Consider the following 15,410-nt stretch of genomic DNA (forward strand, 5'->3'; position numbering starts at 1 on the left):
AATCGAATACGATTCGAAGGCTTCGTTAATCTAGTCACTTTCTCCGTGCATTTTTGATAAGACCCACGATCATTTTTTTACTGCTTATAAGGGGTTTTATAAAAACCGCCCCGGGTTATCCTGAGTCACGACACTCGGGGAGCGCCATTCATGCTCAATCTGTTTGCCGGTGGGGAACGCAGGGACGAGCGGGGGCATCCGGAAGATCGGTTACGACGGGGAAATCGGCAGGCCGACTGCGCCGCCCCGGCTGAAGCGGTGGACATCCGATTCGCGATCGGCGCATCGATCCGATGCGACACCGATTCGGCCAATGAAGCAGATGCGCGCGGCGACGTGACGCAAGCCACGAGCCCGGCCGAGTGGTTGCGGAAGATCACGCGCCTGGCGAATGCGGATCACCGCTGGAATTTCGTCGGTCAGAACGAGGCGGCCACGGTCGCCGTGCGGCCACCGCGCGCACCAGGCGTCACTCCGACAAGAGATCGGCGTTGCGAATCGCTCGCCGCAGGCGAGGACGCAAATCACCGAAGCTCTTTTCACGAGACTTTATTCGAGTTGCGTCCGGGCAAATGCATTCGTGAAAACGCCGGCAATGCGGGGCATTGGAGCGGGATTGACGGAGGGGCCATGAGATCGGCGACACAAAAATTTTCCCTGGCGGCAGTGGCGTGGCTGGTCCTGAGTGCGGCGCTCGCGCCCATGCCGGTGCAGGCCCAATCGATTCAACGCTCCTTCCTCAATCCCAGCTTCGAGCAGCCGGTCATCGGCAGCGATGGCTGCCGGGTCTACATGAACCAGAGCAACGTGCCGGGCTGGCGCACCAACCATCCCAACGCGAGTACCGGGGCCGCACCCGCCGGCTGCAACACGACGCCCATGGGTGTCAGCCCCGGCCCGGTCATTGAAATATGGCGCGTTCCGCGTAGCGTCACGGGAGCGCCCGGCGGCGCCCTGGTTCAATCTTCCACGGGGGGAGGCAACAAGCAGATCGCCGAACTGAACGCCCAGGTCGCTTCGCGCCTGTACCAGACCATGTGTCTGATGACCGGCGAAACGATCCGCTGGGGCCTCGCCCACCGCGGGCGCCGACAGACCAACACGATGAACGTGATGATCGCCAATACCCAGGTAGCGCGACTGCAGTCGCCCACCGCAGGCGTGGGCGCCGTGCTCGCGCAAGACGCCAACCAGGGTCCGATCACGCGCACCGCGACCAATATGAATTGGGCGCGCTACACCGGCAGCTTTCTCTACAGCGGCCCGAGCGGCAACACCGACGTGGGCTTTCAGGCCGTTGTCGGCGACAACAACAACCCGGCCGAAGGCAATTTCCTCGACGCGGTGACCTTCGAAGTCGACCCCATGGTGGACTTCCCCAATGGCTCCAGCGCGGACGTGGAGGGCAGCGCAGGCAGCTGGGCGCTGTTGCCCAACCGGCCCCGGTTGCGCATCACCGGCACGGTGCCCGCAGCGGGCCTGAACATCGCGGTCAAGGTGACGGGGGGCACGGCCACCGGACCCGGTGCGGCGGGCACCGACCCCACGCCGGATTTCAGAACCCCCGGCAATGCCTCCGCCTTCACCGTCGCCATTCCGGCCGGCAATTACCAGAACGCCACGTTCTTCGTGCCGATCGAGATCTACGGCGATACCGACATCGAAGCGGACGAAACCATCGTTCTGCAGATCGATCCCGGCAACGGCTACGTGCTCGGCTCCAACACCAATTGCAGCCAGGCCGCGGTCACCCAGTGGACTTACACCGTCCGTGACGACGACAGCGACCTGGTCGTCAGCAAGACCGCCGCCGACGAGCCGCAACTGGTGGAGGGCACGGACGACCAGTTCGACGTTTCCTACACCATCGTCGCCCAGGCGATCGGCCAGGACCGCACCTACAAGATCACCGACACTCCCGCGTTCGACGCAGACGTCACGATTCTGGCCCTGCAGTCGCTCAGCTGCGTGCGCGACAACCCCGCCGATGCCGGTGACACCACCTGCGGCGGCACTCTGCTGAGCCCCATCCCCAACGAAACCGCCGGCCCCTGGGAGCTGAACACCTCGCATGCGCTGCCGGTGGATGCCACCGAAACCTACACCACCACGGTGCGCTTCCGGATCAACCCCGGCGCCAGCGGCAGCGACAGTTGCGGCGGCGGTACCGGTGGCGGCGGACTGTTCAACACGGTGAAGGCAGAAGCGCCGGATGGCCAAGCCCATGAAGCCAGCGCCTGCCAGGACACGCCGCCGCTGGTGTGGCTCAGACTGAGCAAGACCATCGTCGGCCGCGTACTGCCGGGCGACCAGTTCCGCATTCGCGCGTGGGATGGCGGCAGGGATCTCGACCCCGACACGCTTTCTGATCCGGACGATCCCGAATCCCCCGTCATTCCGGGCACCGGCCTCACCACCGGCAGCGGCACCGGTCCCAACCAGTCGCACATCGGTCGCGTGGCCGTATCCGCTGGCGATCTGTTGGAACTTTCCGAATACCTGGTCGGCGATCCCGATGGCAGCCAGCTCAGTGGCCGCTACGCCGTCGACATGGCCTGCACCAATGCCACCGCGGGCTCGCCCACGACGCTGCCCAGCGGCCCCGGCACGCCCGACACCGAATCCAATGAACGCGATTGGCCGCTCTTCCTGCCGGCGGCGGGCGACGACATCGATTGCGTCATCACCAACGCCCCCGATGCGCCCAACCTGCAGTTGGAAAAAACCGCCAGCGCCGGCCCCTGGGTGGTCGGGCAGGGCGGTACCTATACGCTGACGGTGCGCAATGCGGGTACGGGCGACACCGACGCCGCCGTCACCGTAGTCGACGACCTTCCCAGCCAGCTGGTGCCCGACTGGACGGGAACCCACAGCAGTGGCGACTGGAGCTGTACCTACAGCGGCCAGCGCGTCACCTGTACCACCAGTGCCGTGATCGCCGAAGGCGGCAGCAGCCAGTTCACGATGCCCGTCAGAGCCGTTTCGAACGGCTCGGCCACCAATACCGCCGCCGTGGGCGGCGGCGGCGACCCGGTCAACGGCGGTACGCCCGACCCCGGCACCTGCACGGCAGGCGCCGCGCACTGCGGCAGCGCCACGGTGCAGATCAACACCGCGGCAGCCATCACCACGCAGAAGGTGCTCAGCCAGATCAACGGCGAGCCGGCAGCGGCAGGTGCCAGCGTCGAGGCTGGCGACGTGCTGACCTACACCATCACCAGCACCAATACCGGCGAGACCGCGGGCAGCACGTTGCTGACTGACCGCGTACCCGCTGGCACCACGTACACCGGCATCGGCGGCATCGACGATCCGGCCTGGGTCTGCGAAAACGACGAAGTCGTCGCGGGTACCGAGTGCACGCAGACGCAGGCCGTGCCGGCCAACGGCGGCCAGACCAGCAGCACCTTCACCGTCACCGTGGACACGCCGGCCCCGCCGGGCAGCATCGCCAACGCGGTCACCTCGAGCGCGGACGATGACTGCACGGCGTGCAGCACCAGCAACCCGGTTCTGCTGCCGTCGATCAGCCTGGCCAAGACCGTCGGCAGCAGCCCGATGGTGGTGGGGCAGGCCAACAGCTATACCCTGACGGTGAGCAACAGCGGCCAGGCGGTGAACAGCCAGGCCATCGTCGTACGCGACACGCTGCCCGGCACATTGAGCATCGGTACCTTGCCGACGGGTTGCGAGCTGGACGCGGCGGACAGCCAGACCGTGGTGTGCACGATCGCAGCCGAGGCGCTGGCGGTGGGTGCCAACCAAAGCTTCACCATCCCGGTGACGCCGACGGCGGCAGGCTCGGTCACCAACAACGCCACCGCGACCGGCGGCGGCGGCGAGCCGGACGACTGCAACGGCAGCGGCGACTGCGCCGCCAGCGTGACAACGCCGGTGAACACGCCGGCGGCCATCACTACGCAGAAGGTGCTCAGCCACATCAACGGCCAGCCAGTGGCGCCGGGCGCCGGCGTCCAAGCCGGCGACGTGCTGACCTACACCATCACCAGCAGCAACAGCGGCGAGACGGCGGGCAGTACATTGCTGACCGATCACGTGCCTGTGGGCACCACGTACACCGGCGTCGGCGGCATCGACGATCCGGCCTGGGCCTGCGAGAACGATGAGGTCGTCGCGGGTACCGAGTGCACGCAGACGCAGACCGTGCCGGCGAACGGGCAGGCCAGCAGTACCTTCACGGTCACCGTGGACACGCCAGCCCCGGCGGGCAGCATCGCCAACGCGGTCACCTCGAGCGCGGACGACGACTGCACGGCATGCGGCACGAGCAACCCGGTTCTGCTGCCATCAATCAGTCTGAGCAAGACGGTCGGCAGCAGTCCGATGGTGGTGGGGCAAGCGAACAGCTACACCCTGACGGTGAGCAACAGCGGTCAGGCCGCCAACAGCCAGCCCATCGTCGTGCGCGACACGCTGCCGGGCACGCTGACCATCGGTACCCTGCCGGCAGGGTGCGAGCTGGACGCGGCCGACAGCCAGACCGTGGTGTGCACGATCGCTGCCGAGGCGCTGGCGGTGGGTGCCAACCAAAGCTTCACCATCCCGGTGACGCCGACGGCGGCAGGCTCGGTCACCAACAACGCCACCGCGACCGGCGGCGGCGGCGAGCCGGACGACTGCAACGGCAGCGGCGACTGCGCCGCCAGCGTGACGACGCCGGTGAATACGCCGGCGGCGATCACCACGCAGAAGGTGCTCAGCCAGATCAACGGCCAGCCGGCGGCGGCAGGCGCCGGCGTCCAAGCCGGCGACGTGCTGACCTACACCATCACCAGCAGCAACAGCGGTCAGACGGTGGGCAGCACGTTGCTGACCGATCATGTACCCGCGGGCACCACGTACACCGGCATCGGCGGCATCGACGATCCGGCCTGGGCTTGCGAGAACGACGAAGTCGTCGCCGGCACGCAATGCACGCAGACGCAGGCCGTGCCGCCGAACGGCCAGGCCAGCAGCACCTTCACCGTCACGGTGGACACGCCGGCCCCGGCGGGCGGTATCGCCAACGCGGTCACCTCCAGCGCGGACGACGACTGCACGGCTTGCGGCACCAGCAACCCCGTGTTGTTGCCGTCGATCAGCCTGAGCAAGACCGTCGGCAGCAGCCCGATGGTGGTGGGGCAGGCGAACAGCTACACGTTGACGGTGAACAACAGCGGCCAGGCGGTGAACAGCCAGGCCATCGTCGTACGCGACACCTTGCCCGGCACGCTGAGCATCGGCGCCTTGCCGGCCGGTTGCGAGCTGGACGCGGCCGACAGCCAGACCGTGGTGTGCACGATCGCCGCCGAAGCGCTGGCGGTGGGGGCCAGCGAGAGCTTCACCATCCCGGTGACGCCGACGGCGGCGGGTTCGGTCACCAACAACGCCACCGCGACCGGCGGCGGTGGCGAGCCGGATGACTGCACCGGCAGCGGCGATTGCGCCGCCAGCGTGACGACGCCGGTGAACACGCCGGCGGCGATCAGCACGCAGAAGCTGCTCAGCCACGTCAACGGCCAGTCGGTGTCCCCCGGAGCCGGTGTGGCGGCCGGTGACGTGCTGACCTACACGATCACCACCACCAATACCGGCGAGACCGCGGGCAGCACGTTGCTGACCGATCATGTGCCCGCGGGCACCACGTACACCGGCGTTGGCGGCATCGACGATCCGGCCTGGGCTTGTGAGAACGACGAAGTCGTCGCCGGCACGCAATGCACGCAGACGCAGGCCGTGCCGGCGAACGGCCAGGCCAGCAGCACCTTCACCGTCACGGTGGACACGCCGGCCCCGGCGGGCGGGATCGCCAATGCGGTCACCTCGAGCGCGGACGACGACTGCACGGCGTGCAGCACGAGCAACCCGGTTCTGCTGCCGTCGATCAGCCTGGCCAAGACCGTCGGCAGCAGCCCGATGGTGGTGGGGCAGGCCAACAGCTATACCCTGACGGTGAGCAACAGCGGCCAGGCGGTGAACAGCCAGGCCATCGTCGTGCGCGACACGCTGCCGGGCACGCTGACCATCGGTACCCTGCCGGCAGGGTGCGCGCTGGACGCTTCAGACAGCCAGACCGTGGTGTGCACGATCGCGGCCGGCGCCTTGGCGCCAGACGCCAGCCAAAGCTTCACCATCCCGGTGACACCGACCCCGGCTGTGTCCGATTCGGTCACCAATACGGCCACGGCAACGGGCGGCGGCGGCGAGCCGGACGACTGCACTGGCAGCGGCGACTGCACGGCCAGCGTGACGACGCCGGTGCAGGAAGTCGCTCCGCCCGTCATCGCCAAGTCGGCCGCGCGCATTACCGCTCCGATGGAAGGCGTGCGCTGGACCGTCTTGCTGCACAACCGCAACGAGACCGTGCAGCAGGTGCAGATGCGCGATGCCGTGCCCGCCGGGCTGACCTACCTCGTCGGCAGCGTGACCTGTACGGCTCACGGAACATCCCAGGTGAATGCCTGCGACTTCGACCCGGCCGGCAATCGCATCGTGGCCGACGTCACCCTGGCGCCCGATCCGGGCGTGACGGACCCGGCCGCGGCTTCGAACCGCGTGGAGGTCGTGTTCGATACCGGCTACACCGACGCCCCGGTGCCGGTATCCAACACCGCGCAGGCCTGCTGGAACGAGCAGAACGACGCCGGCGCGATCGAGACCTGCGCGCAGAACGTCCCGGCCCAGGCCGGCTACCAGCCTCCGGCGGCCGTCGAGCCCATCCCGACGCCGGTGGATGCGCGCTGGATGCTGGCCGTGATGAGTCTGCTGCTGGTGCTCGGAGCGGCCTGGCAGTTGCGTCGGCGGACGTGACGCGAGCGGACCTGCGGATGCCGCGGGCGTAGCCATGCGGCATCGTGCCGCCGGTCACCTGGGCGAACTCCGTCGATCGTGCCGGAGTTCGCCATGACCGGACCGGGCAGGGGGAGGATGAGAGCGTGAATCCGCCAAGCGGCCGCCGGGCACGGTGGCCGCCGCAGACCCGTGCCGGAAATGCGCGCAAGCGGTGTGCTCGGCCACTCCGGTAAACTTGCGCGCCGTTTCCCCAAGTCCATCCGCAATGACCGTACGCACCCGTTTCGCCCCGAGTCCCACCGGCTACCTGCACATCGGCGGCGCGCGCACCGCGCTGTACTGCTGGCTGGAGGCTCGCCATCGCGGCGGCGAGTTCATCCTGCGCATCGAGGATACCGATCGCGAGCGCTCGACCGAGGCGGCGGTGCAGGCCATCCTCGACGGCATGAACTGGCTCGGGCTCGCGCACGACGAGGGTCCGTACTACCAGACCCTGCGCATGGACCGCTACCGCGAGGTCGCCGCGGACCTGATCAAGGCCGGCAAGGCCTACTACGCCTACGAGACCAAGGAAGAACTCGAGGCGATGCGCGCCGAGGCGATGGCCGCGGGCCTGAAGCCGCGCTACAACGGCTTTTACCGCGACCGCGACGAGCCGCTGCGCGACGACCCGAACCGCGTGCTGCGCTTCAAGAATCCGGCCGGCGGCAGCGTCGTCTTCGACGACAAGGTCAAGGGCCGCATCGAGTGGAACAACGACGAGCTCGACGATCTCGTGCTGATCCGCTCCGACGGCTTCCCGACCTACAACTTCGCCGTCGTCGTCGACGACATCGACATGCGCATCACCGACGTGATCCGCGGCGACGACCACGTCAACAACACGCCGCGCCAGATCAACATCTACCACGCGCTCGGCGCGCAGGTGCCGAACTTCGCGCACCTGCCGATGATCCTCGGGCCGGACGGGCAGAAGCTGTCCAAGCGCCACGGCGCGGTCAGCGTGATGCAGTACCGCGACGACGGCTTCCTGCCGCATGCGCTGCTCAACTATCTGGTCCGGCTGGGCTGGTCGCACGGCGACCAGGAAATCTTCTCGGTCGCGCAGATGATCGAGCTGTTCGACGCCGCCGACGTCAACAAGTCGGCCTCGCGCTTCGACCTGGAGAAGCTGTCGTGGCTGAACCAGCAGTACCTGAAGAACGACGACCCGCGCGAGATCGTCCCGCATTTCGAATGGCATCTGCGCGCGGCCGGCATCGATCCGGCGCGCGGGCCCGATCTGGCCGACGTGATCGTCGCCCTGCGCGACCGTGCCCGGACGCTGAAGGAGATGGCCGAGAAGGCGCGCGTCTGGTACGCGCCGATCGAGAGTTACGACGAGCAGGCGGTGACCAAGCACCTGAAGACGCCGACCGCGCGCGCCGCGCTCGAAGCGGTGCACGCGCAGCTGGCGGCGCTGCCGGAATGGAAGGTCGAGGCGATCCACGGCGCGATCGAGGCCGCCGCCGCGGCGATCGGCGAGGGCATGGGCAAGATCGCCCAGCCGTTGCGCGTGGCGCTGACCGGCACGCAGGTGTCGCCGTCGATCGACCACACCGCGTTCCTGGCCGGACGCGACGAGGCGCTGCGCCGCATTGAGGCGGCGCTGCAACGCACGGAGTAGCCGATGGAGCAGGCCTGCACGCTGTCCGCCCTGGCGAGCCTGGACCAGTCCGATCCGGACGCGGTACAGGCGCTGCTGCAGGCCTGCACCGACGCGCTGTTGGATCCGTCGCTGTGGTGGTGGGCGCTGGCGATCACGCTGTTCTGCGCGGTGGTCGGCGCGCTCATCGGCAAGGCGAAGGGACGCTGGCTGGCCGGGCTGCTGTGGGGCGCCGCGCTCGGCCCGATCGGCTGGCTGATCGTCGTGCTGTCCCGTTCCGGCTTCGTCGAATGCGTGGAATGCGGGCGGCCGAACGCGCCTGCCGCCAAGGTCTGCCGCCATTGCGGCGTCGACCTGCGCAAGGCGATGCAGCAGTCCGAGCGCTCGCGCCTCAAGCGCGACGACTGGGCCAGCCGCAGGCGCGACTGAGCCGAACGGGTGTCGCGCCGCCTTGCATCGGCGCGGCGGCGCCGCCATCTCGCAGGTGTGCGCGGCGTTCCCGCGCTATCATCGCCGCCATGCCGCAAGCCGCCCGCCAGCACGAGCACCACGATCATTGCCACGACGCTGCCGCCTTCGTCGGCGCGGTTGCCAGCGCCTGCGAATCGCGCGGCCTGCGCCTGACGCCGCTGCGCCTGCGCGTGCTCGAACTGATCGCGGCCGAGGAGAAGCCGGTCAAGGCCTACGACCTGCTCGACCGGCTCAAGGACGAGCACAGCGGCGCGGCGCCGCCGACGGTCTACCGCGCGCTCGATTTCCTGCTCGAGCACCGCTTCATCCACAAGCTCGAATCGATCAACGCCTTCGTCGGCTGCCACCATCCGAACGAGGCGCACCAGGTGCCGTTCCTGATCTGCGACGTCTGCTCCAGTGCGGTGGAGATCTGCGACGAACGCGTCTCGCACCTGCTCAACGAGCAGGCGCGCGAACGCGGCTTCGGCGCACGCGCGCAGACGCTGGAAGTGCACGGCGTCTGCGCCGAGTGCCGGGCGGCGGCGAAGCCGGATTGAAGTCAAGCGAGCGTCCGATGACATTCCTTCTCCCGCAAGCGGGAGAAGGTGCCGAAGGCGGATGAGGGAAGCTTGGCGCAACACTCCGATGTCCCTCACCCGCGCCTGCGGCGCGACCTCTCCCGCAAGCGGGAGAGGTGATCATCCAGAGTCGAGGATATGCTGTTCCTTCTCCCGCAAGCGGGAGAGGTGATCGTCCAGAGTCGAGGATATGCTGTTCCTTCTCCCGCAAGCGGGAGAAGGTGCCGAAGGCGGATGAGGGAAGCTTGGCGCAACACTCCGATGTCCCTCACCCGCGCCTGCGGCGCGGCGGCGCTATCCCTGCTCCGATTCCGTTCGCGCCTCCTGCGCTCACCCTCAGCCGCCGGAAGGCGGCCTCGACCTCTCCCGCAAGCGGGAGAGGTGAATGCCTGACACCAGGAAAGATCTAAGCGATCCGTTCCGGCAACCAGCGCAGCGCGAACTCGCGCAGCAGACGCACCTTCGCTGAGCGGCGCAGGTCCGGATGCGTGGCGAACCACAGGTCGGTGCGGATCTCCTCGAAGTTTCCGCGCAGCCGCTTCACGCCGGTCGCCGCGTCGCCGAGATAGCACGGCAATAGCGCGCGGCCGATGCCGGCCTGGCAGGCCGCCAGCGCCGCCGGCAGCGAATTGACGCGCATCGCGATGCGTTCCGGCGGCACGTGCGTGCGCAGCCAGCGCGCCGAGGACAGGTGCGCCAGCGTATCGTCGAAACCAACCCAGTCGGCGTCCGCCGTCGCGGCTCCGCCCGCTTCCGCGGCGGGCGCGTAGGCCGCAGTGGCGATCGCGCCGATGCGCCGCGCCGACAGGCCGTCCGGCGGCGCGGCGCTCGCGCGCAAGGCGACTTCCGCGTCCTGGCGCTGCAGGTCGAAGAACGCGTTCGCCACGACGAGATCGCAGCGCAGCGCCGGGTGCCGCGCGCTGAACTCGCGGCACAGGCGCGCGGCAAGGCCCGCCAGCGTGTCCGGGATCGTCACGCGGATGCGCCCCTCGGCGCGCGCGTCGCGGCCGGCGAGCTGCCGCTGCAGCTGGTCGACATCGACCAGCAGGCGCTGCGCTCCGGCGATCGCCAGCTCGCCGGCCTCGGTCGGCACGTAGCCGCGGCGGCCGCGCCGGAACAGCGCGCTGCCGACGCGCGCCTCGATCGCGGCCAGGCGCCGGAACGCGCCCGAATGCTCGATCGCGAGCGCCTTCGCAGCCGCGGTCAGGCTGCCGTGCGTGCCGATCGCGCGGACCAGTTCGAGGTCGTCGAGGGACAGCCGTTCTTGTCGCATCTGCAAGCAATCCTTGTCCATCCGGCGTGTTGGAACGCGGCGCATGCGCGCCGACATCGACGGCTCCACCACACGAGGAGTCCGTCATGAAACTCTACTTCACTCCCGGCACCTGCTCGCTGGCGCCGCACGTCGTCATCCGCGAACTCGGCCTGGACGTCGAACTGCGCCGCGTGCGCCTGGGCCCCGACGCCGTCGTGGTCGCCGACGGCCGGCGCTACCGCGACCTCAATCCGCTCGGCTACGTGCCCCTGCTCGAACTCGACGACGGCAGCCTGCTCGGCGAGGGCGTCGCGATCGTGCTGTACCTCGCCGATCTCGCGCCGCAGGCCGGGCTGGCGCCACCGTCGGGAACGCGCGAGCGCGCCGAACTGCACACCTGGCTGACCTTCATCTCCTCGGAGCTGCACAAGTCGTTCAGTCCGTGGCTGTTCCATCCCGAATACGGCGAACAGGCCGCGCAGATCGCACGCGAACGCATCGCGCAGCGTTTCGCCCACGTCGAGCGGCACCTGGACGGGCGCGACTACCTGCTCGGCGAGCGCTTCGGCATCGCCGATGCCTACCTGTTCACGATCGCCGACTGGGCGCGTCCAGCCGGGATCGCGTTGGAGCCGTACCCGCGGCTGGCCGCCTATCTGGAACGCGTGCGTGCCCGCGACAGCGTGGCGGCCGCGCTGCGCCACGAGAAGGCGGCGACGGCGGCGCAGCGATGAGCGCTTCCGCCGCCTGGGCGATGCTGATCGCCGCCGGTTTCGTCGACGTCGTCTGGGCGACAACGATGAAGCTGTCGCAGGGCTACACGCGGCCGCTGTGGACGATCGCCTCGCTGCTGTCGCTGGCCGCGTTCGTGTTCCTGCTCGGCCGCGCGCTCGTCGCGCTGCCGGTCGGCAGCGCCTACGCGGTGTGGAGCGGCATCGGCGCGGCCGGCACCCTGCTGGCCGGCGCGGTCTTCTTCGCCGAGGCGTTGACGCCGCTGCGTCTCGCCGGCGTCGGGCTGATCGTGCTCGGCATCGTCCTGCTGCATTCGGCGCGGGCTTGAGGTGGGCGTCGCCTGGGAAACCGCATTCGCCCAGCCGCAGAGTACGCGGAGGTCGACGAGTTCTTTCTCCGCGGCTCTGCGAGAAGTGCTTCTGCGCAGCCTACCTATTCGCCGAGTGCCGGCGCGAGGATCGAGACCCACAGTGCATAGCCGGCACGATTCATGTGCAGGCGATCGTCGAGGAACAGCTCGGCGCGCGGTTGGCCCTGCGCGTCGAGCATCGGCGTGAACACGTCGACGTAGCCGACGTTCTCGCCTCGCTCGATGTCCGCGCGGATCAGCGCATTGGCCTGGCGTATCGCCGGCAGCAGCGCGGCGCGCGACGGGCTCGGCTTGATCGAGACGAACAGGATGCGCACCGCCGGCAGCCGCGCGCGCACGGCGCGCACGAAAGCGTCGAAACCGGCGCGCACCTGCGCCGGCGTGGCGCCGGCGGCGAGGTCGTTGTCGCCGGCGTAGAGCACGACCGTGTGCGGCGAGTACGGCGTGACCAGCTGCTCGACGTGGCGCGTCGCGTCGGCGATGGTCGAGCCGCCGAAGCCGCGGTTGAGCACGTTGCGCCCCGGGAAATCCCCGGCCAGGCCGCTCCACAGCCGGATCGACGAACTGCCGGTGAAGACGATGCCGCCGGGCGCGGTCGGCTGCGCACGGTCGGCCGCGGCGAAGCGCTGCATGTCCGCTTGCCACGGATCCACCGGCGCGCGCTGCGCGCCGGCGCCACCGCCGAACAGGAGCAGCAGGGCGATCGCCGCCCACGATGCGCAACGGCGGAGCAGGGCGCGCGTCACGCCGCGTCCTCCGCCAGACGCAGTTCGCTGTCGCGATCGAAGTAGTGCATGCGCGCCGCGTCGTAGCCGAGGCGGACGCGGTCGCCGGGCTTGGGCAGGCCGTAGGGCGGCAGGCGCACGACCAGATCGCAGCCGCCGCAACCCAGGTTCAGGAACGCTTCGTTGCCGACCGGTTCGACCGCCTCGACCTGCGCCGGCAGCACGCCGTCTGTGTCGTCGCGGCCCAGATGCAGGTCTTCCGGGCGCAGGCCGACCGTGATCTCGCGGCCGACGTAGCCCTGCAGCTTCGGCCGCAGCGACGGCGGCGGCGCCAGCGGCATCTCGACGCCGTCGGCGATGCGCAGGCGAAGGCCGCCGTCGCCGTCGAGCAGGGCGCCCCACAGCAGGTTCATCTTCGGACTGCCGAGGAAGGTCGCGACGAAGGTGTTGACCGGGCGCTCGTACAGCCGCATCGGCGTGTCGATCTGCTGGATGCGCCCCTCGTTCATGACCACGATGCGGTGGCCGAGCGTCATCGCCTCGATCTGGTCGTGCGTGACGTAGATCATCGTCGCGTCGAGGTCGCGATGCAGCTTGGCGATCTCCACGCGCGTGGACAGGCGCAGCTTGGCGTCGAGGTTGGACAGCGGCTCGTCGAGCAGGAACACCGCCGGCTTGCGCACCAGCGCGCGGCCGAGCGCGACGCGCTGGCGCTGGCCGCCCGACAGCTGCGCCGGCTTCAGCGGCAGCAGGCGGTCGAGGTCGAGCATCGCCGACGCCTCGGCCACGCGCCGCTCCACCTCGGCCCGCGCGGTGCCGCGCAGCTTCAGGCCGAAGGCGAGGTTGTCGGCCACGCTCATGTGCGGGTACAGCGCGTAGTTCTGGAACACCATCGCGATGTCGCGATCGCGCGGCGAGACGTCGTTGACGACGCGCTCGCCGATGGTCAGCGTGCCCGAGGTGATCGATTCGAGCCCGGCGACCATGCGCAGCAGGGTCGACTTGCCGCAGCCGGACGGCCCCACCAGCACCAGCAGCTCGCCGTGCGCGATCTCGAAGTCCGCATCCGCGACGCCGACGTAGCCGTTGTCGTAGACCTTGCGCAGGTGATCGAGTCGGACCCTGGCCATCGTTCCCCTCGTCGCGGCCGGGTCGCGCACTGCAACCCGGGCTGCGGAGTTTGCATCAGTGAAGGGCCGCGGCGACGCAGGCATCGTCTGCACATCGCGCGCGGCTTCGGATACACTGCAATGTAATCGTTTTCATCCGGGCATTTCCAGCATTTCTCGCAGTGGGGCGGATCGATGAGCAGGGACTTCGAGTTTCCTAAGGGATTTTTGTGGGGCAGCGCGACCTCGGCCTACCAGATCGAAGGTTCGCCGCTCGCCGACGGCGCCGGACCGAGCATCTGGCACCGCTTCGTGCGCACGCCGGGCATGGTCAAGGACGGCGACACCGGCGACGTCGCCTGCGACCACTACCGGCGCTACAAGGACGACGTGAAGCTGATGCGCGACCTCGGCCTCAAGGCCTACCGCTTCAGCGTGGCCTGGGCGCGCGTGCTGCCCGAGGGCAGGGGGCGCGTGAACCCGGGCGGTCTGGACTTCTACGAGCGGCTCGTCGACACCCTGCTCGAGAACGGCATCGAGCCGCTGCTGACGCTGTACCACTGGGATCTGCCGGCCGCGCTCGACGACCGCGGCGGCTGGCTCAATCCCGACGTCGCGCACTGGTTCGCCGAGTACGCCTCGGTCATGTACCGCAAGCTCGACGGCCGCGTGAAGAAATGGGCGACCCTGAACGAGCCCTGGGTGGTCACCGATGGCGGCTACCTGCACGGTGCGCTCGCACCCGGACACCGCAACCGCTTCGAGGCGCCGATCGCCAGCCATCACCTGCTGCGCTCGCACGGCGCGGCGGTGCAGGCCTATCGCGCCGAGGGCAAGCACGAGATCGGCCTGGTGGTGAACCTGGAGCCGAAGTACCCGGCCAGCGACAGCGCCGAGGACCGCGCCGCGGTGCAGCGCGCCGACGCCTACATGAACCGGCAGTACCTCGACCCGGTCTTCCTCGGCCGCTATCCGGACGAGATGAAGGAGATCTTCGGCGAAGCCTGGCCGGAGTGGCCGGACGAGGACTACGCGCTGATCCGCCAGCCGATCGACTGGCTCGGCTTCAACTACTACACGCGCAGCGTGACGCGGCACGACGAGCAGTCCTGGCCGCTGCGCGCCAGCGCCGTGCGCCAGCACGCGACCTACAGCGAGACCGGCTGGGAGGTCTTCCCGCAGGGGCTCACCGACACGCTGGCCTGGCTGCGCGACCGCTACGGCAATCCGCCGGTGTACATCACCGAGAACGGCTCGGCCTTCTACGATCCGCCGACCGTCGAGGGCGACACGCTCGACGATCCGCTGCGCGTGGACTACCTGAAGAAGCACCTGCGCGCGATCCACGACGCGATCGGGCAGGGCTGCGACGTGCGCGGCTACATGGCGTGGTCGCTGCTGGACAACCTGGAATGGTCGCTCGGTTTCTCCAAGCGCTTCGGCATCGTGCACGTCGACTTCCAGACGCAGAGGCGCACGCCGAAGGCAAGCGGCCGCTTGTATGCGAAGATCGTCGCCTCGAACGGACGGGCCTTGTCGGAGCCGGCGTAGGAATCTTGCGAAGCACCCGGGAAGCCTCGATAAGCTTCGTCATTCCCGCGAACGCGGGAGGTGCTTTTCAACAGCCGGAGGCTGGTCATCCATCTCGCTCTTGATCGGGCGGGGAAAATCAAAATGGATCCCCGCGTTCGCGGGGATGACGGTCATCGAGGCTTTCGGGATGCCTTGGAGAAAAGCTCTCTCGCAGAGCC

The 15,410-nt window shown here is 68.9% G+C and carries 10 protein-coding genes; 7 read left to right on the top strand and 3 right to left on the bottom strand.

Annotated features, from left to right (window positions below):
• Positions 1–150: 150 nt before the first annotated feature.
• The 4 genes from ACFO6Q_RS13260 (at position 151) to ACFO6Q_RS13275 (ending at position 9,447) form a co-directional block, all read left to right on the top strand.
• The gene (locus tag ACFO6Q_RS13260) at positions 151–6,810 is read left to right on the top strand and encodes a hypothetical protein (RefSeq protein ID WP_380021582.1); all 6,660 of its coding nucleotides are present in this window, start codon (positions 151–153) and stop codon (positions 6,808–6,810) included.
• Between the two features lie 247 nt (positions 6,811–7,057).
• A complete protein-coding gene (gene gltX / locus ACFO6Q_RS13265; protein WP_380021583.1) occupies positions 7,058–8,458 on the top strand; it encodes a glutamate--tRNA ligase in 1,401 nt (466 codons plus the stop codon).
• Positions 8,459–8,461: 3 nt separating this feature from the next.
• The gene (locus ACFO6Q_RS13270) at positions 8,462–8,866 is read left to right on the top strand and encodes a hypothetical protein (protein ID WP_380021584.1); all 405 of its coding nucleotides are present in this window, start codon (positions 8,462–8,464) and stop codon (positions 8,864–8,866) included.
• A gap of 89 nt (positions 8,867–8,955) precedes the next feature.
• The gene (locus ACFO6Q_RS13275) at positions 8,956–9,447 is read left to right on the top strand and encodes a transcriptional repressor (protein WP_380021585.1); all 492 of its coding nucleotides are present in this window, start codon (positions 8,956–8,958) and stop codon (positions 9,445–9,447) included.
• Between the two features lie 427 nt (positions 9,448–9,874).
• On the opposite strand, the gene ACFO6Q_RS13280 is transcribed toward ACFO6Q_RS13275, so the two are convergent.
• Complete coding sequence (locus ACFO6Q_RS13280) at positions 9,875–10,741, bottom strand: LysR family transcriptional regulator (RefSeq protein WP_380021586.1); 867 nt, start codon at positions 10,739–10,741, stop codon at positions 9,875–9,877.
• An 86-nt stretch (positions 10,742–10,827) separates the two neighbouring features.
• Between ACFO6Q_RS13280 and ACFO6Q_RS13285 the strand changes: the two genes are divergently transcribed.
• Both ACFO6Q_RS13285 and ACFO6Q_RS13290 read left to right on the top strand, forming a co-directional pair.
• Positions 10,828–11,457 carry a glutathione binding-like protein gene (locus ACFO6Q_RS13285; RefSeq protein ID WP_380021587.1) on the top strand — a complete coding sequence of 210 codons (630 nt, stop codon included), beginning with the start codon at positions 10,828–10,830 and terminating at the stop codon, positions 11,455–11,457.
• On the top strand, positions 11,454–11,783 hold the full coding sequence (locus ACFO6Q_RS13290) for a DMT family transporter (protein ID WP_380021588.1): 330 nt from the start codon (positions 11,454–11,456) through the stop codon (positions 11,781–11,783). Before ACFO6Q_RS13285 ends, ACFO6Q_RS13290 begins: the two co-directional genes overlap by 4 nt.
• A gap of 104 nt (positions 11,784–11,887) precedes the next feature.
• Here ACFO6Q_RS13290 and ACFO6Q_RS13295 read toward each other — a convergent pair whose 3' ends face one another.
• Together ACFO6Q_RS13295 and ACFO6Q_RS13300 are read right to left on the bottom strand one after the other, a co-directional pair.
• On the bottom strand, positions 11,888–12,571 hold the full coding sequence (locus tag ACFO6Q_RS13295; protein ID WP_380021589.1) for an SGNH/GDSL hydrolase family protein: 684 nt from the start codon (positions 12,569–12,571) through the stop codon (positions 11,888–11,890).
• Positions 12,568–13,680: an ABC transporter ATP-binding protein gene (locus ACFO6Q_RS13300; RefSeq protein WP_380021590.1), complete on the bottom strand. Its 1,113-nt coding sequence runs from the start codon at positions 13,678–13,680 to the stop codon at positions 12,568–12,570. The genes ACFO6Q_RS13295 and ACFO6Q_RS13300 overlap by 4 nt, the downstream gene beginning before the upstream one ends.
• 174 nt (positions 13,681–13,854) lie before the next feature.
• Here ACFO6Q_RS13300 and ACFO6Q_RS13305 point away from each other — a divergent pair, with 174 nt between their 5' ends.
• The gene (locus ACFO6Q_RS13305; RefSeq protein ID WP_380021591.1) at positions 13,855–15,210 is read left to right on the top strand and encodes a GH1 family beta-glucosidase; all 1,356 of its coding nucleotides are present in this window, start codon (positions 13,855–13,857) and stop codon (positions 15,208–15,210) included.
• Positions 15,211–15,410 lie beyond the last annotated feature (200 nt).

Source organism: Dokdonella ginsengisoli, from assembly GCF_042652785.1.
Lineage (GTDB): Bacteria > Pseudomonadota > Gammaproteobacteria > Xanthomonadales > Rhodanobacteraceae > Dokdonella_A > Dokdonella_A ginsengisoli.

What these genes read in the sequence shown, in the direction of transcription:
- ACFO6Q_RS13260 (WP_380021582.1), top strand. Translation starts at nt 151, where the DNA reads ATGCTCAATCTGTTTGCCGGTGGGGAACGCAGGGACGAGCGGGGGCAT.
- ACFO6Q_RS13285 (WP_380021587.1), top strand. Translation starts at nt 10,828, where the DNA reads ATGAAACTCTACTTCACTCCCGGCACCTGCTCGCTGGCGCCGCACGTC.
- ACFO6Q_RS13280 (WP_380021586.1), bottom strand. Translation starts at nt 10,741, where the DNA reads ATGCGACAAGAACGGCTGTCCCTCGACGACCTCGAACTGGTCCGCGCG.
- ACFO6Q_RS13305 (WP_380021591.1), top strand. Translation starts at nt 13,855, where the DNA reads ATGAGCAGGGACTTCGAGTTTCCTAAGGGATTTTTGTGGGGCAGCGCG.
- gltX (WP_380021583.1), top strand. Translation starts at nt 7,058, where the DNA reads ATGACCGTACGCACCCGTTTCGCCCCGAGTCCCACCGGCTACCTGCAC.
- ACFO6Q_RS13290 (WP_380021588.1), top strand. Translation starts at nt 11,454, where the DNA reads ATGAGCGCTTCCGCCGCCTGGGCGATGCTGATCGCCGCCGGTTTCGTC.
- ACFO6Q_RS13270 (WP_380021584.1), top strand. Translation starts at nt 8,462, where the DNA reads ATGGAGCAGGCCTGCACGCTGTCCGCCCTGGCGAGCCTGGACCAGTCC.
- ACFO6Q_RS13275 (WP_380021585.1), top strand. Translation starts at nt 8,956, where the DNA reads ATGCCGCAAGCCGCCCGCCAGCACGAGCACCACGATCATTGCCACGAC.
- ACFO6Q_RS13300 (WP_380021590.1), bottom strand. Translation starts at nt 13,680, where the DNA reads ATGGCCAGGGTCCGACTCGATCACCTGCGCAAGGTCTACGACAACGGC.